Source organism: Paenarthrobacter sp. NyZ202 (assembly GCF_049860755.1).
GTDB lineage: Bacteria > Actinomycetota > Actinomycetes > Actinomycetales > Micrococcaceae > Arthrobacter.
In genome coordinates this window covers 935,676-954,987 of sequence record NZ_CP187556.1, presented here as the reverse complement: position 1 = coordinate 954,987, position 19,312 = coordinate 935,676, and the positions used below count along the sequence as shown (strand labels likewise).

10 protein-coding genes and 3 rRNA genes are annotated in these 19,312 nt (G+C 61.4%); 4 read left to right on the top strand and 9 right to left on the bottom strand.

Going from position 1 to position 19,312, the window contains the following annotated elements; translation table 11 throughout:
* Nucleotides 1-71: 71 nt before the first annotated feature.
* The 3 genes from ACPFL9_RS04565 to ACPFL9_RS04555 all read left to right on the top strand — a co-directional run bounded on the left by ACPFL9_RS04565 (nucleotide 72) and on the right by ACPFL9_RS04555 (nucleotide 4,251).
* Nucleotides 72-1,154, top strand: a complete 1,083-nt coding sequence (locus ACPFL9_RS04565) for an ABC transporter ATP-binding protein (RefSeq protein WP_426006088.1) — start codon at nucleotides 72-74, stop codon at nucleotides 1,152-1,154.
* A gap of 83 nt (nucleotides 1,155-1,237) precedes the next feature.
* Nucleotides 1,238-2,839, top strand: coding sequence for a beta-N-acetylhexosaminidase (locus ACPFL9_RS04560; protein ID WP_426006087.1), 1,602 nt, complete (start codon nucleotides 1,238-1,240; stop codon nucleotides 2,837-2,839).
* Nucleotides 2,836-4,251, top strand: a complete 1,416-nt coding sequence (locus tag ACPFL9_RS04555; protein ID WP_426006086.1) for a DUF4032 domain-containing protein — start codon at nucleotides 2,836-2,838, stop codon at nucleotides 4,249-4,251. The genes ACPFL9_RS04560 and ACPFL9_RS04555 overlap by 4 nt, the downstream gene beginning before the upstream one ends.
* Nucleotide 4,252: 1 nt before the next feature.
* Here the strand turns inward: ACPFL9_RS04555 and ACPFL9_RS04550 are convergent, their stop codons facing one another.
* On the bottom strand, nucleotides 4,253-4,936 hold the full coding sequence (locus tag ACPFL9_RS04550; RefSeq protein ID WP_426006085.1) for a GntR family transcriptional regulator: 684 nt from the start codon (nucleotides 4,934-4,936) through the stop codon (nucleotides 4,253-4,255).
* 244 nt (nucleotides 4,937-5,180) lie between these two features.
* On the opposite strand from ACPFL9_RS04550, the gene ACPFL9_RS04545 reads away from it, so the two are divergent.
* Nucleotides 5,181-6,410, top strand: coding sequence for an amidohydrolase family protein (locus ACPFL9_RS04545; protein ID WP_426006084.1), 1,230 nt, complete (start codon nucleotides 5,181-5,183; stop codon nucleotides 6,408-6,410).
* 3 nt (nucleotides 6,411-6,413) lie between these two features.
* On the opposite strand, the gene ACPFL9_RS04540 is transcribed toward ACPFL9_RS04545, so the two are convergent.
* From ACPFL9_RS04540 to ACPFL9_RS04505, 8 genes are all read right to left on the bottom strand, one after another.
* Nucleotides 6,414-6,896, bottom strand: a complete 483-nt coding sequence (locus ACPFL9_RS04540; RefSeq protein WP_426006083.1) for a pyridoxamine 5'-phosphate oxidase family protein — start codon at nucleotides 6,894-6,896, stop codon at nucleotides 6,414-6,416.
* Between the two features lie 81 nt (nucleotides 6,897-6,977).
* A complete protein-coding gene (locus ACPFL9_RS04535; RefSeq protein WP_426007487.1) occupies nucleotides 6,978-8,423 on the bottom strand; it encodes an FAD-binding oxidoreductase in 1,446 nt (481 codons plus the stop codon).
* A 137-nt stretch (nucleotides 8,424-8,560) separates the two neighbouring features.
* On the bottom strand, nucleotides 8,561-9,091 hold the full coding sequence (locus tag ACPFL9_RS04530; protein ID WP_426006082.1) for a GNAT family N-acetyltransferase: 531 nt from the start codon (nucleotides 9,089-9,091) through the stop codon (nucleotides 8,561-8,563).
* A complete protein-coding gene (locus tag ACPFL9_RS04525; RefSeq protein WP_426006081.1) occupies nucleotides 9,075-9,569 on the bottom strand; it encodes an SRPBCC domain-containing protein in 495 nt (164 codons plus the stop codon). The genes ACPFL9_RS04530 and ACPFL9_RS04525 overlap by 17 nt, the downstream gene beginning before the upstream one ends.
* Nucleotides 9,570-9,657: 88 nt before the next feature.
* A 5S ribosomal RNA gene (gene rrf, locus ACPFL9_RS04520) occupies nucleotides 9,658-9,774 on the bottom strand.
* Between the two features lie 139 nt (nucleotides 9,775-9,913).
* Nucleotides 9,914-13,062: ribosomal RNA gene (locus ACPFL9_RS04515) — 23S ribosomal RNA — on the bottom strand.
* A 588-nt stretch (nucleotides 13,063-13,650) separates the two neighbouring features.
* Nucleotides 13,651-15,176 (bottom strand): 16S ribosomal RNA (locus ACPFL9_RS04510).
* The 16S, 23S and 5S rRNA genes sit together here, the layout of an rRNA operon.
* Nucleotides 15,177-15,646: 470 nt before the next feature.
* Nucleotides 15,647-19,312 (bottom strand): 1,4-alpha-glucan branching enzyme, encoded by a 3,666-nt coding sequence (locus tag ACPFL9_RS04505; RefSeq protein ID WP_426006080.1) that lies wholly within the window; start codon nucleotides 19,310-19,312, stop codon nucleotides 15,647-15,649.

Here is a 19,312-nt window from a genome sequence, read left to right as displayed (position 1 = left end):
TCAACTGAACAACAAGAACCATTCACTACGGATCGTCCGGCACGTACCTGCCGGTGAAGGGATTGATAACTGTGGCAACAGTTACTTTTGACAACGCTACGCGTCTGTACCCGGGCACTGATAAGCCCGCTGTCGACAAGCTCAACATCGACATCGCCGATGGCGAATTCCTGGTCCTCGTTGGACCCTCCGGTTGCGGTAAGTCCACCTCCCTGCGCATGCTCGCAGGTCTTGAGGACGTGAACGCCGGCCGCATCCTGATCGGTGACCGTGACGTCACGGATGTTCCGCCGAAGGACCGCGACATCGCAATGGTCTTCCAGAACTACGCTCTCTACCCGCACATGACTGTTGCCGACAACATGGGCTTCGCCCTGAAGATCGCCGGCGTTTCCAAGGAAGAGCGCGCCGAGCGTGTCCGCGAAGCCGCCAAGCTCCTGGACCTCGAGCAGTACCTGGACCGCAAGCCGAAGGCGCTCTCCGGTGGTCAGCGCCAGCGTGTTGCCATGGGCCGTGCAATCGTTCGTAACCCGCAGGTCTTCCTCATGGATGAGCCGCTGTCCAACCTCGACGCCAAGCTCCGTGTCCAGACCCGTACGCAGATCGCATCCCTGACCCGCCGCCTGGGCGTCACCACGGTTTACGTGACGCACGACCAGGTTGAGGCCATGACCATGGGTGACCGCGTTGCAGTCCTCAAGGACGGCCTCCTCCAGCAGGTCGACACCCCGCGCAACCTCTACGACCGCCCGCAGAACGTGTTCGTGGCAGGCTTCATCGGCTCCCCCGCCATGAACCTGCTGGAACTGCCGGTTGTTGACGGCGGCGTCCAGTTCGGCGGCACCGTTTACCCGGTCAAGCACGACGTCCTGGACGACGCATCCGGCAAGACCGTCACCGTTGGTACCCGTCCGGAAGACCTGGAGACCGTCGGCAACGGCGAAGGCCTCCAGGTTGAGGTCGATGTCGTTGAAGAACTCGGCGCCGACGCCTACGTCTACGGCCACACCATCCTTGATGGCAAGAGCCACGACATCGTGGCCCGCGTCGACGGCCGCCGTCCTCCGATGAAGGGCGAGTCCATCTTTGTCCGTCCGCAGCAGGGCCACGTGCACCTGTTCGACACCAAGACCGGTCTCCGCCTGGGCGACTAGTCGCATTATGCAGTGCTGACAGCGGCCCGACCCTCAACGGTCGGGCCGCTCTCTCGTTAACCCATCTCCGGCGAAAGAACGGCATGAACACGACGGACAACCTGATCCCCTTGCCCCGGCACGTCACGCCCCTGGACGGCCAGGTTTTCACGCTTCAGCCCACGGCACGGATCATCGCTGAGGGCGCTGCCCGGACCGCTGCCGGGCAGCTGCAGCTCCTGCTGCAGCGCGGCACCGGCTTCGAACTGCCGATTGCCACCCATTCCTCGTCGGGTGACATTTCGCTGGAGTTGGTGGAAACGCTCGACGGCGGCCCCGAGGCTTACGGGCTCACCGTCACCGATGACGCCATCAGGCTGACAGCGCAAGCACCGGCCGGGTTCTTCAACGCAGTCCAGACCCTGCGCCAACTCTTCCCGGCCTCCGTGGAGCAGCCCCTTACGCCCCACGGTGCCCCACACGCCACGCCGGACGCGGGCACGTGGGTGATTCCCGGCGTCGTTATTCATGACGCCCCCCGCTTCCAGTACCGCGGGCTCATGCTGGACGTCGCCAGAAGCTTCTTCACGGTTGAAGAAGTGAAGGAGCAGATTGATGTCATGGGCCAGTTCAAGCTCAACGCCCTGCACCTTCACCTCACGGACGACCAAGCCTGGCGCATCGAAATCCAGCCGCCGGCGGACAACCCTTCCGGCCTGGACTACGGGAACCTCACAGCCGTGGGCGGCGCCGTCAACCACCCCGGAACCGGATTGGGACCGGGCCGCACCGGTTTCTATACGCAGGAAGACTTCAAGGACATCGAACGCTATGCGGCGGCGAGGAACGTCCTGGTGGTTCCGGAGATCGATCTTCCCGGCCACGTCAATGCAGCCCTGGCCGCTATCCCGCAGCTGAACCCTGACGGCCGGCCCCAACCCATGAACACCACGGGCGACGTCGGCTACTCGACCTTGGACGCCGGTCTTCCCGTTACCTATGAGTTTGTCCGTGAAGTCCTCGGCCAACTGGCTTCCATCACCACGGGTCCTTACCTCCACATCGGAGGCGACGAAGCCCTGGTGACCGGCCACGACAACTACGTCACCATGGTCCGCGAATTCGCCCGTATCGGGGCCGAAACCGGCAAGACGGTGGTGGGCTGGAACGAATACGCCGAGGTTGACCTGCCGGATGGCGCTGTAGTGCAGTACTGGCACGGCGGCTTCGACCCCGTGGTGGAGAAGGCCGGCGCCGGCTCACCGGTGCTCATGTCACCTGCAGCCACCACCTACCTCGACCAAAAGTACGATCCCGGCTCGCCCATCGGTCTGTCCTGGGTGGAAGGCGGACCGTTTACATGGGCCGAGTACTACGACTGGGACCCGGTGCAGGGCGGACTGGCGGAGCACCAGGTGCTTGGCGTCGAGGGTCCGCTGTGGACGGAAACGGTACGTGGCAACCGACAGGCGTACTGGCTTCAGTACCCGCGTGCGGTTTCCCTCGCCGAAGTCGCATGGTCCAGCCGGCCGGCCCGGGACCTTGATGGTTTCCGACGCCGGTTGGGCACCTTGGGTGAAAGGCTCAGCAGGCAGGGTGTCCCGTTCCAGGAGGCGCCCGGGGTCCAGTGGTCGGCACGGCCGTCCGACCCCTTCGCGGACACGATGGGAACCAACAGCGACGAGTACGGAACAATTGAGGCATGAGCGAGACGAACGAAGCCCAGTGGCACGACGAACCGACGGACTACGGGCAGATCGGCAAGCTCCCGCGCACCGAGGCAGCGAGCGCCCAGGACTCCACGCCCCCGGCCGGTGTCATCGGTTCGCTCAACATCACCGCTGCCGCGGCTGACCCGGAACTGCTGGACCTGCCGTGGCACATTGCCCTGGAGGACTGGCCGGCGGAATACCTGGCCGCGCTCCCCCGGGGTATCTCACGCCATATTGTCCGTTTCGCCCACCTTGGTGGCTCTGTCATCGCCATCAAAGAAACCTCCGAACACGTAGCCCGCCATGAGTACCACATGCTGCGGAAGCTCGCCCGGCTGGACGTCCCCTGTGTTGAGCCCGTCGCGGTCATCACGGGCCGGACCACGGCCGATGGCAAGCCGCTGAACCCGGTCCTCGTCACCCGGCACCTGAAGTTCTCCATGCCGTACCGCGCACTGTTCTCGCAGATGCTGCGCAAGGACACCCTGACCCGCCTCATCGACGCCCAGGCCCTGTTGCTGGTCAGACTGCACCTCATCGGCTTCTATTGGGGCGACGTTTCCCTGTCCAACACCCTTTTCCGCCGTGACGCCGGAGCCTTTGCCGCCTACCTGGTGGACGCTGAAACGGGCGAGCTGTACCCGGACCTTTCCATGGGCCAGCGGGAGTACGACCTTGAAATCGCCCGGGTCAACATCGCCGGTGAGCTGATGGACCTCCTGGACGGAGGCCTCATCGAAGAGAAGGTGGATCCGGTGGCCACCAGTGAGCTGATCATGGACAGCTACCGGCGGCTGTGGGCCGAGCTGACCGGGAAAGAGTCCTTTGAGCTCGGCGAGCGTTGGCGCGTAGGTGCCCGTATCCGCCGCTTGAATGAGCTCGGCTTCGACGTCGAGGAATACGCCATCAAGACCACCGCGGACGGATCCACCATCCAACTGCAGCCCAAAGTCGTCGACGCCGGCCACCACCAGAGGCGTTTGCTTCGCCTTACCGGCCTGGATGCCCAGGAGAACCAGGCCCGCAGGCTGCTGAACGACATGGACCAGTTCCGGGCCGACAACAATCCCGAACTGGATGAGGAAATCAGTGCCCACGCCTGGGTGAGCCAGATCTTCGAACCCATCGTCCGCTCCATCCCCCGCCACCTCGCCGGGAAACTGGAACCGGCCGAGGTTGTCCACGAAGTTTTGGAACACCGGTGGTACATGAGCCAGAAGCAGGACAGGTATGTTCCCCTTGCCGAGACCGTGCAGTCCTACCTGGACTCCGTGTTGCAGCACCGCCGTGACGAAGCCGCCATCATGCTGAATCCTGATACGGAACTGCTGAAGATCCTCGAGGTGGAAGTGGAGGAATCGAGCCGCTACGACGAAGTCGACGAATACCCGGACGCCGACGACTGACTCAGGGTTCCAGGGTCTCGGCAAGTCCGGCGAGCACGGGTTCGCGGCCCAGTTCAATGTGTGAGTAGGCCAGCGAGTACGCCAGTTCGGGGCGTCCCTGGAGGATGGCGCTGCAGAGCTGGGTGTGCTCGTCCCGTTGAAGCTCATGGCTGCGGTTGTGGGCCAGGCCGAAAATCCAGCGCATGCGTCCGAACAGGGGTTTCACGGACTCCATCAGGAGCCTGTTGCCGGAGAGGCGCACTATCTCGGTATGCAGTTGTGCGCTGATCAGCGTGACGTCGTCCATGCGGCCGTCGTCGATCGCCGCGTTGGAAGCCTCCATCAGCTCCTCCAGACGGGCGCCTGATGCGCCTTGAGCAACCCGGGTGGCAGCCATCCTTGCGGCAAAGGTTTCCAGGCAGAGGCGGACATCAAAGAGCTCGTTGACGTCGGTCAGGGTCAGCTGGCGCACCACGGCGCCCCGGCGCGGGAACGTTGCAACGAACCCGTCTTGTTCCAGGCGCTGGATGGCCTCACGCACCGGGATCCTGGACACACTGTACAGATCGGACAGTTCCCTCTCGCGCAGACGCGAACCCCGGGCGAAAGTACCCGTGACGATGCCTTCGAGCACCAGTTGGTAGACATGTTCCGCGCGGGCCTCATCGTCGCGGCCATTGGCAGGTTCCGGCGTCGCCTGGGCCACAGCACATCTTCCCTTCAGTCCGGCATCATGATCTGAAGCCGGCTCAACACGCCAGCTTCTTCCCGAGCTTACACGTGCTGGGAGATCCTGCAGGGCAGGCCTTGGTAGCATCCTGCTGGTATTCCAAGTGGTGATCTTTCTTGGTCTCTTGCCCTCCATTTGTGGGAATAAGCTATTTTGGTATTCAATGCGGCGCCCTCCCAGCTTCGGGTCCGCAGAGCCCAACGGACACAAGGAGCCACGTTTGAATACCCTGATCCGCGCCGTCCGCCCTTGGGGACAGGCCCTCAGCGACGTCAGTATTGTTGCCGACCACGCAGGCGGGGAGATCACTGCCGTCGAGCCCCACGATCCTCAACGCGCAGTCCCGGAAGGCACCGACATCGTCCAAGGCCGCAACCGGATATTGGTTCCATCCTTCTCGGACGTCCACGTTCATCTGGACTCCACGCGGATCGGACTGCCGTTCAGGGAGCACACCGGAGGGCCGGGAGTGTGGAACATGATGATGAACGACCGCATGAACTGGCGCAACGCCGAGGTCCCGCTGCAGGAACGGGTCAACACCACCCTGGGCCGCATGATTGCCCGCGGCACCACACGCGTGCGCTCGTACGCGCAAGTGGACGTCGACTGCAGGCTTGAGCGCTTCGAAGCCGTGGCCGGGGCCAAGGAGAAGTTCTCCGACAAGGCCGGGGTGGACATCATCGCGTTTCCACAGGCAGGTTTGTTGAGGGAAGAAGGCACCGTGGATCTCATGGAAGAAGCACTGAATGCGGGCGCCGACGTCGTGGGCGGCATCGATCCGTGCTCATTGGACCGTGATCCTGCACGGCATCTGAACATCGTCTTCGGGCTGGCTGAGAAGTACCAGGTACCGATCGACATCCATCTGCACGAACCCGGTGAGCTCGGGGTCTTCAGCACGGACCTGGTGCTGGAACGGACACGCGCCCTGGGCATGCAGGGTAAGGTGACCATGTCCCACGCCTACCAACTGGGCAGCGTCAGTGAGGCCACCACACGGCGGCTCATCGAGGCCTTCGCCGACCTCGATGTGTCCCTTGCCTCGGTTGCCCCGGCTGCGTCAGGTCAACTGCCCATCCCCCTGCTCACGGAAGCCGGCGTCCGTCTGGGCCTGGGCGAGGACGGCCAGCGGGATTACTGGTCCCCCTACGGCAACACCGACATGCTGGACCGGACGTGGCAGTTGGCCTTCACCCACGGCTTCCGTCAGGACGAACTCATTGAGCACTGCCTGGCTATCGCCACCATCGGCGGGGCCAGCATCCTGGATCCGGACGCAAGGCGGCTTCAGGGCGTATGGCACCGTCCCGGCGTCGAGGTCGGCGACCCGGCCGAGCTCCTGCTGGTGGACGGTGAGACGGTGGCTTCCACCGTAATGGACCGCGGCCAGGATCGCACGGTGATTCATGCCGGCAAGGTGGTGGCCGACCGGCTGGAACTGGTCTAGGGACTATTCGCCCCGGGCCGTCGGAGCATCATCCAGGGGTGTCCACCACGTCACCGGCGGGGTGACCTTGAAGCGCCTGCCCGTCACGGTGTCAGGGGTGATGCGGATGAATTGGTCCTTCTGCCCCGCTTCCCAAGGAAACAAAAGGAGGCCAATGGTATCCAGCACCTCCTGTGTCAGCGTCACTGCCGACGCCTGACCCTTCGCCACAACGCTCCAGGCAACGCCCGTTTCAGCGTTAACGCCGTCAGCCTCGATGGCCACAGGGGCATCGCTCAACGCTGCGTGGAGCTTGGTCCCTTCGCCCGTACGGAAAACCATGCTGCCGTGGTCCACTTTGTAGTTCACGGGAAAGATGTCGGGGTGGTCATCCACCAGGACTGCCAGGCGTCCTACGGAAACGCTGCGCAGAAGGTCCCAGCATTCGTTGGCCGGCAGGATCTCCGTAGCAGGGGTGTCTTGTTCATGGGTGCCCGATGAGTTCATACCGCTGAGGATACGCCGCGTGGCCCCTGCCCCGACAGGGCACGGACCGTGCCTGACGGGCGAGGGGCCACGCGAACTGTCCTAGATGGCTTTGCCAGGGTTCAAGATGCCTGCAGGATCGAACAGTTCCTTGATGCGGCGCTGCAGCTCCCGCACGGGCTCGGGCTGCTCAAGCCCCAGCCACCTGAGCTTGTACTGCCCAACGCCGTGTTCGCCAGTGATGGTCCCGCCCATTGCCAGGCCAACGCGGATGGATTCATCCAAGGCAGCATTGAGCCGGATCAGGGCATCAGCGTCCGTTGCAGGGTCCACCCGGTCCAGCCAGAACGTGGGGTGCAGGTTGCCGTCCCCGGCGTGCGCCACCACCTTGAGTTTGACGTTGAAGCGGATCGCCATGGCCTCGAGTTCGGCCACGAAGTCCACCAGGCGGGACCTGGGCACAGCGATGTCCTCACCCACCCGGAACTCGTCGTCCACTTCCACGCCGCGGCTGTTCCGGCGTAGTTCCACCAGCATTTCCGCTTCGGCGCTGGGCTCCATGCTCACGGTGGCGCCGGTGTCCGCAAGCACCCGCCTGACGACGTCAGCTTCGGCCGCGGCACCAAAACCGTCCGTCTGCACCAGCAGCAATGATCTGCCGCGCTTCTGGAGATCCGAGCCGTTGATATCGTCCAGCTGCTCCAGCGTCCCGTTGTCCAGGAGCTCCATGATGGCGGGTTGAACCCTTGCCTTGCCTACGGCCAACACCCCGGCGGCGGCACTGCGGAAGTCCTGGTAGAACGCGGCGATGGTGTGGATCTCCCGGGGCAGGTACTTCAACCGGACGGTGATTCCCACCACAATCCCGAGCGTTCCTTCCGAACCCACCAAAAGCGCCGTCAGGTCGTAGCCGGCCACCCCCTTGAACGTCTGGTGCCCCGTGTGCAGAAGCGATCCATCGGCCATGACCACATCCAATGCGAGAACGGAATCCCTGGTGACGCCGTACTTGGCACACCGCAATCCGCCGGCATTGGTTGCCACGTTGCCGCCGATCGTCGACATCTTGTAGCTCGCAGGATCCGGCGCGTACATCAGGCCGTGGACAGCGGCGGCAGCATTGAGGTCGGCATTAATGACGCCAGGTTCGACCACGGCCGTTTCGTCATCAGGGTTGAGGTCCAGGATGCGGGTCATCCGTTCCAGGCTGAGCACGATACAGCCGGCGGTTGCGTGCGCACCTCCGGATACACCGGTACCCGCCCCGCGGGGGACAATCGGCACATCATGGGCAGCGCACGTGCGGACGATCAGCTGTACGTCGCCTACCGATTCCGCCCATACGACGGCGAGGGGCAGGTGCCGCTCGGGCAGCGGCCCTTGGTCTGCCGAGTAGGTGGTGCGGGTGGAATGACCTTCGTCCACCTGACCTCGCCCCAGTCCCTGGACAAGTTCGTCCAGGAACGCACGCTCCGCAGCAGTGGGGCTGCCGCCGTCCACGTTGACGAGCGTCCGCTCCTTGATGTTTTCCTCTGTTGTTCCGGCCATGACCGTTTCGTCTGACAAGGTGGTTCCTCCACATGAGCACCGCGGACACGCCAAACCGGCAGTCTTCGCAGTGTTTTCAGTCATCACAGTCTAGCCACCGCGACCTCACAAGGGAGAAAGCCTTTCCACGGACGCAGCTAGCGCAACTGCCGCTCCATGATGAGCTCCCTTTTGCTGGTGTCCTGTGGGTAGGGTTTGCTCGCCCCTGTCGGAGTAAACCCGTGCCGCGCATAGAAAGCCAGTGCCCGTGCGTTGTCTTGGTGCACTCCAAGCTCCAGGATGGCGGCATCCAATTCCTCGCGGGCCGCCGCGCAAGCTTGGTCAAGGAGCTCGTCGGCAAGACCAAGGCCACGGTGTTGCGGCGCTACGTACACGCTGATCAGGACAGCCTGAAGCGGCCTGTCCGGTTGTTGAGGGTCTTTGACCACCACCCTCATCAACCCGGACAGGGGACCGCCGTCCGAGCCGGTATCCGCCACCAGGGTGACACTGCTGTCTCCTGCCATCGCGGCCGCGCGTTCCTGCCATTGGGTATCGGTTTGGCGCCGCGCCGATTCCAGGCTCTCCACATAGGCCATGGGAGTATCGGCAAGCATCTCGAGGCGGACCTTTTTCAGCAGGGGCCAGTCTTCAGCCGTGAGCCTGCGGACCCTAAGCAACCGCCCCACCCATGAACCTCACGTATCGATCCAGGACGCGGGGCCACCCTTCGGCATATGACTCCCGGCTGGCGGCAGGGTCCTCGGCACCTTCCCAGCCGTCGTGGACCAAGCGCACTTCGGTTCCGCCGTCTACGGCACGGAAAGACACCCGCAGCTCGGTGGACCACAGGGGCGTGCTTGCGGGATGCCAACTGGCGTGGAAAGACAGCGGAGGCTGCCAGTCATCAATGGTCCCCCACAAAGATGTGCGGCCGTCTTCGGCTGTTTCCAGGATCATGTTCTCTTCGAACTCGACGTGGGAGCCGGCGCCAAAGACACTCTCGTCTTCAAGCGGCCACCACAGATGCGGGTGGTCTGTGAAGCCCATGAAAGCGTGGGGTACATCGGCGGGAACCACCACCGTGACCACAAGCGGCTCCAGGTCGAAGGCCTCCGGGGAAGGTGCGGCCGGGTCCGGCTCGGGATGGCTGAAAAGACTGTCCATGAGCAACAACTCTACCTGTGGGGATGTTTGCCGGGCTTAAATGGGTGGAGCCCCGACCGTCGTGGTCGGGGCTCCTCCGTTGAAGTGTGTCCGGCGGTGTCCTACTCTCCCACACCCTCCCGGGTGCAGTACCATCGGCGCTGTGGGTCTTAGCTTCCGGGTTCGGAATGGGACCGGGCGTTTCCCCCACGCTATGACCGCCGTAACCTTGTTACCCGTCCCCCGTGTTGGTGGGGGTGGGAAGTTTTTGGTTACAACTGTGGTGTTGTTATTTGGTTGTGGTTGGTTTTCCTGAACGGTTGTTGTTCGGGAACCACATAGTGGACGCGTGCATGCAAGTGTGTGTGGTGTTAGTTGTTGGCCTATTAGTACCGGTCAGCTTCACGAGTCTTTGGTCCTCGCTTCCACGTCCGGCCTATCAACCCAGTGGTCTGGCTGGGGGCCTCTCACACGCTAGGTGTGTGGAAATCTCATCTTGAAGCGAGCTTCCCGCTTAGATGCTTTCAGCGGTTATCCCATCCGAACGTAGCTAATCAGCGGTGCACTTGGCAGTACAACTGACACACCAGAGGTTCGTCCGTCCCGGTCCTCTCGTACTAAGGACAGCCCTTCTCAAATTTCCTGCGCGCGCAGCGGATAGGGACCGAACTGTCTCACGACGTTCTAAACCCAGCTCGCGTACCGCTTTAATGGGCGAACAGCCCAACCCTTGGGACCTACTCCAGCCCCAGGATGCGACGAGCCGACATCGAGGTGCCAAACCATGCCGTCGATATGGACTCTTGGGCAAGATCAGCCTGTTATCCCCGAGGTACCTTTTATCCGTTGAGCGACGGCCATTCCACAATGTACCGCCGGATCACTAGTCCCGACTTTCGTCCCTGCTTGAGATGTCTCTCTCACAGTCAAGCTCCCTTGTGCACTTACACTCGACACCTGATTGCCAACCAGGCTGAGGGAACCTTTGGGCGCCTCCGTTACTCTTTAGGAGGCAACCGCCCCAGTTAAACTACCCATCAGGCACTGTCCCTGACCCGGATCACGGGCCGAAGTTAGATGTCCAAAGTGACCAGAGTGGTATTTCAACGATGACTCCACCCGAACTGGCGTCCGGGCTTCAACGTCTCCCACCTATCCTACACAAGCCACTCCGAACACCAATACCAAACTATAGTAAAGGTCTCGGGGTCTTTCCGTCCTGCTGCGCGTAACGAGCATCTTTACTCGTACTGCAATTTCGCCGAGTTTATGGTTGAGACAGCGGGGAAGTCGTTACTCCATTCGTGCAGGTCGGAACTTACCCGACAAGGAATTTCGCTACCTTAGGATGGTTATAGTTACCACCGCCGTTTACTGGGGCTTAAATTCTCAGCTTCGCCACGCGAGGTGGCTAACCGGTCCTCTTAACCTTCCAGCACCGGGCAGGAGTCAGTCCGTATACATCGTCTTGCGACTTCGCACGGACCTGTGTTTTTAGTAAACAGTCGCTTCCCCCTGGTCTCTGCGGCCCACACCCGCTCCACAACGCAAGGTCGTTTCACGGGGCAGGCCCCCCTTCTCCCGAAGTTACGGGGGCATTTTGCCGAGTTCCTTAACCATAATTCTCTCGATCGCCTTGGTATTCTCTACCTGATCACCTGTGTCGGTTTGGGGTACGGGCAGCTAAAACCTCGCGTCGATGCTTTTCTAGGCAGCATAGGATCACCGGATCCCCCCGAACGGGGGTCCCATCAGATCTCAGGAGCGTGCTCGAAGCACACAGGAACGGATTTGCCTATCCCTGACCCTACATCCTTGGACCGGGGCTACCATCGCCCGGCCCGGCTACCTTCCTGCGTCACACCTGTTAATACGCTTACCTCCCGGGATCAGGTCCCAGCCACCACCACAACCATCACACCACAAGTGGTGATCCGGGCAGGGTGGGGGGTGGTTAGTATCCCCCGCTCAGTATTGGCGGTTTTTCGCCGGTACGGGAATATCAACCCGTTGTCCATCGACTACGCCTGTCGGCCTCGCCTTAGGTCCCGACTTACCCAGGGCAGATTAGCTTGACCCTGGAACCCTTGATCATTCGGCGGACGGGTTTCCCACCCGTCTTTCGCTACTCATGCCTGCATTCTCACTCGTGTAGGCTCCACCGCTGGTTTCCACCGCGACTTCACCGCCCACACGACGCTCCCCTACCCATCCACACCCCTGAACCACAAAGGGCTGAGGTATATGTGTGAATGCCACAACTTCGGCGGTGTACTTGAGCCCCGCTACATTGTCGGCGCGGAATCACTTGACCAGTGAGCTATTACGCACTCTTTCAAGGATGGCTGCTTCTAAGCCAACCTCCTGGTTGTCTAAGCAACTCCACATCCTTTCCCACTTAGCACACGCTTAGGGGCCTTAGTTGGTGGTCTGGGCTGTTTCCCTCTCGACTATGAAGCTTATCCCCCACAGTCTCACTGCTGCGCTCTGACTTACCGGCATTCGGAGTTTGGCTGACGTCAGTAACCTTGTAGGGCCCATCGGCCATCCAGTAGCTCTACCTCCGGCAAGAAACACGCAACGCTGCACCTAAATGCATTTCGGGGAGAACCAGCTATCACGGAGTTTGATTGGCCTTTCACCCCTACCCACAGCTCATCCCCTCCATTTTCAACTGAAGTGGGTTCGGTCCTCCACGACGTCTTACCGTCGCTTCAACCTGGCCATGGGTAGATCACTCCGCTTCGGGTCTAGATCACGCCACTCAAACGCCCTGTTCAGACTCGCTTTCGCTACGGCTGCCCCACACGGGTTAACCTCGCGACGTAACACTAACTCGCAGGCTCATTCTTCAAAAGGCACGCCATCACAACAACAAGGCTGCTCTGACGGATTGTAAGCACACGGTTTCAGGTACTGTTTCACTCCCCTCCCGGGGTACTTTTCACCTTTCCCTCACGGTACTGGTCCGCTATCGGTCATCAGGAAGTATTTAGGCTTATCAGGTGGTCCTGACAGATTCACACGGGATTTCTCGGGCCCCGTGCTACTTGGGATCCTCACCAAAGGCGGTGCACAACATTACGGTTACGGGACTCACACCCTCTCTGGCCGGCCTTTCAAGACCGTTCACCTATACCTGCACTCTCACCCCACCGGTCCGGCAGAACCAGTACAGCAAGTCCCACAACCCCGCCCACGCAACGCCCGCCGGCTATCACACATGGGTCGGTTTAGCCTCATCCGCGTTCGCTCGCCACTACTAACGGAATCACTCTTGTTTTCTCTTCCTACGGGTACTGAGATGTTTCACTTCCCCGCGTTCCCCCCACGCACCCTATGAGTTCAGGTACGGGTCACACAATCACCTCACAGCGTTGTGCGGGGTTTCCCCATTCGGACATCCTGGGATCACCGCTCGGTTATCAACTCCCCCAGGCTTATCGCAGATTCCTACGTCCTTCTTCGGCTCCTGATGCCAAGGCATCCACCGTGCGCCCTTAAAAACTAGACCACACACACCAAACCCCCTCAAGGGGCCTGGCTGATGCTTGAATCCATTCGAGAGAACCACAGGAAAACCACCACCCACCCAACAGGCAGGCAGCAGTCCCAGGTTCTAAATCAAAGAAATTGCTACGAACACACACACCCAACAGGTGCATGCGTCCAGATGCTCGCGTCCACTATGTAGTTCTCAAACAACAACCCCAACAACCACCCCCACCACACAACCCCCACAAACAAAACAGGGGTACCCGTGTGACAAGGAAACGGCCGCAGGAAAACAAAGAAACACCAGAAACGTGTCTCCCCGCAAAAAGCTGCGTGAAGGTCCTGTTGCCTCAGGACCCAACAGTGCGCCAAACACAACCCCCACCACCAACACCCCGGCACCTTCCAAACAACCCCACCACAAAAGGACAGGACCGCCGTACTAACACCAGAACACCAGCAGCAAAAACCATGCCACCACAAAAAATGATTCGTTGATATTCCACCCATGAGCACCCACCGCAGAACATCCGCCTGCGCAATGGGCAACACTGACAACCACCAACACCCCCTACAGGGGCACCGACAGCTGTTAGCAGCTCCTTAGAAAGGAGGTGATCCAGCCGCACCTTCCGGTACGGCTACCTTGTTACGACTTAGTCCCAATCGCCGGTCCCACCTTCGACGGCTCCCCCCACAAGGGTTAGGCCACCGGCTTCGGGTGTTACCAACTTTCGTGACTTGACGGGCGGTGTGTACAAGGCCCGGGAACGTATTCACCGCAGCGTTGCTGATCTGCGATTACTAGCGACTCCGACTTCATGGGGTCGAGTTGCAGACCCCAATCCGAACTGAGACCGGCTTTTTGGGATTAGCTCCACCTCACAGTATCGCAACCCTTTGTACCGGCCATTGTAGCATGCGTGAAGCCCAAGACATAAGGGGCATGATGATTTGACGTCGTCCCCACCTTCCTCCGAGTTGACCCCGGCAGTCTCCTATGAGTCCCCGGCCGAACCGCTGGCAACATAGAACGAGGGTTGCGCTCGTTGCGGGACTTAACCCAACATCTCACGACACGAGCTGACGACAACCATGCACCACCTGTAAACCGGCCGCAAGCGGGGCACCTGTCTCCAGGTCTTTCCGGTCCATGTCAAGCCTTGGTAAGGTTCTTCGCGTTGCATCGAATTAATCCGCATGCTCCGCCGCTTGTGCGGGCCCCCGTCAATTCCTTTGAGTTTTAGCCTTGCGGCCGTACTCCCCAGGCGGGGCACTTAATGCGTTAGCTACGGCGCGGAAAACGTGGAATGTCCCCCACACCTAGTGCCCAACGTTTACGGCATGGACTACCAGGGTATCTAATCCTGTTCGCTCCCCATGCTTTCGCTCCTCAGCGTCAGTTACAGCCCAGAGACCTGCCTTCGCCATCGGTGTTCCTCCTGATATCTGCGCATTTCACCGCTACACCAGGAATTCCAGTCTCCCCTACTGCACTCTAGTCTGCCCGTACCCACTGCAGAACCGGAGTTGAGCCCCGGTCTTTCACAGCAGACGCGACAAACCGCCTACGAGCTCTTTACGCCCAATAATTCCGGATAACGCTTGCGCCCTACGTATTACCGCGGCTGCTGGCACGTAGTTAGCCGGCGCTTCTTCTGCAAGTACCGTCACCCCGAAAGGCTTCTTCCCTACTGAAAGAGGTTTACAACCCGAAGGCCGTCATCCCTCACGCGGCGTCGCTGCATCAGGCTTGCGCCCATTGTGCAATATTCCCCACTGCTGCCTCCCGTAGGAGTCTGGGCCGTGTCTCAGTCCCAGTGTGGCCGGTCACCCTCTCAGGCCGGCTACCCGTCGTCGCCTTGGTAGGCCATTACCCCACCAACAAGCTGATAGGCCGCGAGTCCATCCAAAACCACAAAAGCTTTCCACCACCATGACATGCGCCAGATGGTCATATCCGGTATTAGACCCAGTTTCCCAGGCTTATCCCAGAGTCAAGGGCAGGTTACTCACGTGTTACTCACCCGTTCGCCACTAATCCCCCCAGCAAGCTGGAGATCATCGTTCGACTTGCATGTGTTAAGCACGCCGCCAGCGTTCATCCTGAGCCAGGATCAAACTCTCCGTCAAAGTAAAACAAAAACGAAAACACAACAACCCCCACCGGAAAAAGACAGGAGAAGCCATGCAAAAATCTGAAACCAGCTGAAAACCAAACCACCACACACGGGGGTGCACGGCGGCCCGGCAAAATCCAACCAATCAAAAAACAATCGGTATCAACAAACTTGGCACACTATTGAGTTCTCAAACAACAGGTCACAAACCAGCACCACCACCAACCACACAGGCCAGCAGATCGCTCCGGAGCAACTTTTCAAACTTACCCACTGGATTCCTCCGAGTCAAATCGGCAAGCTCAACCTGATTTCCTTGCGGTTTTCGTGTTGGGCTGTGCGATCTCTCGTGGGGATCAGCGCGGGTACTAACTCTACCACCGCCTCAGCCGAATCGCAAAGTCACCCTGAACAAGGGAAAGACCCGGCCCCCGCGGAGTTCATCACCCCCGGGACCGGGCCCCTCAGACAGCCCGCGGCGGACTAGGAGTCCAGCGTGAACCAGGCCGCACCCAACGGAGGCAGCGTCACGGTCAACGCTGCAGGCTGTCCGTCCGTACCTGGAGTGGCGGCCACCAGCGAACCGTTGTTCACCACGCCCGAGCCACCGTATACCTCGGAGTCGGTGTTGAGGACTTCCTTCCACTTCCCTGCTTCCGGAACTCCAAGAATGTAGTCGCGGTGGGGACCGCCGGAGAAGTTAACCGCGCATACCAGTGCTTTCCCGTCGTGATCCCAGCGGATGAAGGACAGGACATTGTGGTCCGCGTCCCCGCCATTGATCCACTGGAAGCCGCCGGCCTCGTTGTCCCTGACGTGGAGCGCCGGCGTGGACGAGTACAAGCCATTGAGGTCCTTGACCAACAGCTGCAAGCCACGGTGGGCAGGGATATCGGCCAGGAACCAGTCGAGTCCGTACTGCTCCGACCACTCTGCTTCCTGCCCGAATTCGGTGCCCATGAAGATGAGCTGCTTGCCGGGGTGCGCCCACTGGTAGGCAAAGAATGAGCGCAGGTTGGCCAATTGCTGCCACCGGTCACCGGGCATCTTCCGCAACATGGAGCCCTTGCCGTGCACTACCTCGTCATGGCTGATGGGCAGCAGGAAGTTCTCGGAGAACGCGTACACCATGGAGAAGGTGATGGTTCCGTGGTGCCACTTGCGGTTGATGGGGTCCTCGGAGATGTACTTGAGCGAGTCGTGCATCCAGCCCATGTTCCACTTCAGCCCAAAGCCAAGGCCGCCATGGTTGGTGGGAGCAGTAACTCCGGGGAACGCGGTGGATTCCTCCGCGATGGTCACAGCTCCGGGATGTGTCTTGTAGACCGTGGCATTCACTTCCTGCATGAAGGAGATGGCCTCCAGGTTCTCACGCCCGCCAAACTTGTTCGGCTGCCACTGTCCTTCCTGCCGCGAGTAGTCCAGGTAGATCATGGACGCCACGGCATCGACGCGCAATCCGTCGATGTGGAATTCATCAAGCCAGTAGAGGGCGTTGGCCACCAGGAAGTTCCGCACTTCCCGCCTGCCGAAGTCGAAGATCAGCGTGCCCCAGTCCGGGTGCTCGCCGAGGTTCGGGTCCGAGTGCTCGTAGAGTGGCTCACCGTCAAAACGGGCCAGGGCCCAGGAGTCCTTGGGGAAGTGCGCAGGTACCCAGTCCAACAGCACGCCAATGCCGGCCTGGTGAAGGGAATCGACCAGGAAGCGGAACTCGTCCGGGTGGCCGAACCGCGAGGTAGGCGCAAAGTAGGAGGTGACCTGGTAACCCCAGGAGCCGCCGAAGGGGTGCTCCGCTACCGGCATGAACTCCACGTGGGTGAAGCCGAGCCACTTCACGTAGTCCACCAGTTCCTTGGCCAATTCCTTATAGCCAAGGCCAAGGCGCCAGGAGCCAAGATGGACCTCGTACACGCTCATGGGCGAGTTGTGCGGGTCCTTCCGCGCCCGTGCTTCCATCCACTCGGAGTCCTTGAACCGGTAGTTGGAGTCGATCACGCGGGAGGCCGTGAGCGGCGGAACTTCAGTGCCGAAGGCCAGCGGGTCGGCCTTTTCCACCCAATGACCGGCCCGCGTGAGGATCTCGTATTTGTAGCACGCCCCTGCTGCAACGCCGGGAATGAAGACCTCCCAGACACCCGAGGATCCCAGCGAACGGAGGGCATGGTGGCGGCCGTCCCAGCCATTGAAATCGCCCTTGACGCGAACAGCCTGCGCGTTGGGCGCCCAGACGGCAAAGGAGGTGCCGTTCACGTCGCCCAGTGACGTCCGGTAGCTCTGCAGGTGCGCTCCCAGCACGTCCCACAGCCGTTCGTGGCGGCCTTCACCGATCAGGTGCAAGTCCATTTCGCCCACGGTCGGCAAGTAGTGGTAGGGGTCATCAATGGTGACGGGATCGGCGTCGTACACCACCTCCAAACGGTAGTCGGGCACGTGCCCGTGCTGAAGCGGTTCCACGACAGCCACCCAGATGCCGTGTGCCTCATGCTCCATGGGGGTCCGGCCGGCTTCGGTAACCACCGTGACTGAGGTGGCGAGGTGCTTCACCGTCCGTATGGTGACGTGGCCGTGGTCGTCCAGGTGTGCGCCCAGGATGGAGTGCGGGGCGTGGTGTGCCCCGGCTGCCACACGGGCCAAGGTCTCAGGGTCCACGTGGAGGGGAACCCGGGGCCGTTCGGTGCGTGCAGAGCCTGTCATGTCATTACCTTCCGCTGTAGCTGCCGCGTTTCCGCCGCTGCTCGTGTTGTCGAGGATCCGCCGGGATGCGTTGACCGGAATGGACAGCCAGTCCGGTCTGTTCCGCAGCTCGTAGACCACCTCGTATAAGGCCTTGTCCAGCCACAATGCCACAAAGAGCGGCGAGCGGCGGTCTATGGTTCCCGGGTTAACCTCTCCGTACCCAGCCAGGAACGCTTCCGCACAGTCATCCACCCACGAGTCGGGCACTGACGCTGCCGGGTCTTCGCGGACGGCCGCTCCTGCGGCGTAGTCGAACGAGCGGAGCATGCCCACGACGTCCCGCAGTGGCAGGTCGGGAGTATTGCGCTCGTCAATGGTGCGCAGGGGTTCGCCCTCAAAGTCCAGGATGGCCCAGCGGTCCGGCGTCCCGCCGGTTCCGGGCACCTTGAGGATCTGGCCCAGGTGCAGGTCGCCGTGGACCCGTTGCAGGCGTTCGACCGCTGTGGCGTCGACGTCACCGAGCAGGGATTCCAGGCTTGAGTCGTAAGGCCCGACGGCGGCAGCAGCTTCCGCCCATGAGGCACGGATGCGTCGGGTCAACTCGGCGACAACGGCGTTCCCCTGGCCCTCGCCGGCATCGGCTCCGGAAGTTCCGAACGTCTCCGCAAGCCTGGCATGGACGGTCGCGGTAGCGGCACCAAGTCCATGGGCCTCTTCGGTGAAATCCTTGCCCGAAGACGCAGCCTCAACAGCCAGGCGCCACGCATCCTGCCCGCCGGCAAGGAATTCGTGTGCCACAGTCAGTTCGCCGGCAGCAGGGCCGTTGCTGCCCGAAGCGTCCCAGGACCCCGTGATCCACCCGAGCGTTGCCGGGACCTCACTGGTCCCGGCCGCGGTAAGGGCCGCTCCCAGTTCCACCTCCGGGTTCCTGCCCGCAGCCAGCACACGGAAGATCTTGACGATCGCTGCCGAACCGCCGTCGTCCACGATGACCGAGGTGTTGGACTGCTCGCCGGACAGGACCCGTACGGAGGTCGGCTGTGCGGGAAGGGTGACACGTCCCCGGGTCAGGTGCCCCTGCACCAGACCGTTGCCCACCGCGGATTCCAACCGCATGAGCCCAAGCCATGCGGTCACGAAGCCGGCATCGAACACCGCGTCGTACACCAAGCGGAGCCCCAGCTTCGGATCTGTGAACTCCCCCAGCAAGGCTGTGGGGGCATCTGCCAGGGGCTGGGTCCGGAAGCTCAGTGGCACCTGGACCACATCGGTGCGGGGGCCGCCGTCGGACGTTTTGTACGTCACGGCCAGCAGCAGGACCTCCAACCCGGCAGCGCCGCCCGGGTCCTGCAGCGTGAACCCACCCACGCGCTCCAGCCCAAAGTCCGGGCTTTTGACCGGAAACCACCGCTTAGTGGGAAGCCAGCTCCGGAGAAGACTTTCAATCGAGGGGTTAAGCGTTCCCTTGCTCAT

Bases quoted from the DNA above. Each gene is read 5' to 3' on its own strand.
- ACPFL9_RS04560 (WP_426006087.1), top strand. From the start codon at position 1,238: ATGAACACGACGGACAACCTGATCCCCTTGCCCCGGCACGTCACGCCC.
- ACPFL9_RS04555 (WP_426006086.1), top strand. From the start codon at position 2,836: ATGAGCGAGACGAACGAAGCCCAGTGGCACGACGAACCGACGGACTAC.
- ACPFL9_RS04540 (WP_426006083.1), bottom strand. From the start codon at position 6,896: ATGAACTCATCGGGCACCCATGAACAAGACACCCCTGCTACGGAGATC.
- ACPFL9_RS04535 (WP_426007487.1), bottom strand. From the start codon at position 8,423: ATGGCCGGAACAACAGAGGAAAACATCAAGGAGCGGACGCTCGTCAAC.
- ACPFL9_RS04525 (WP_426006081.1), bottom strand. From the start codon at position 9,569: ATGGACAGTCTTTTCAGCCATCCCGAGCCGGACCCGGCCGCACCTTCC.
- ACPFL9_RS04505 (WP_426006080.1), bottom strand. From the start codon at position 19,312: ATGAGCAAGGGAACGCTTAACCCCTCGATTGAAAGTCTTCTCCGGAGC.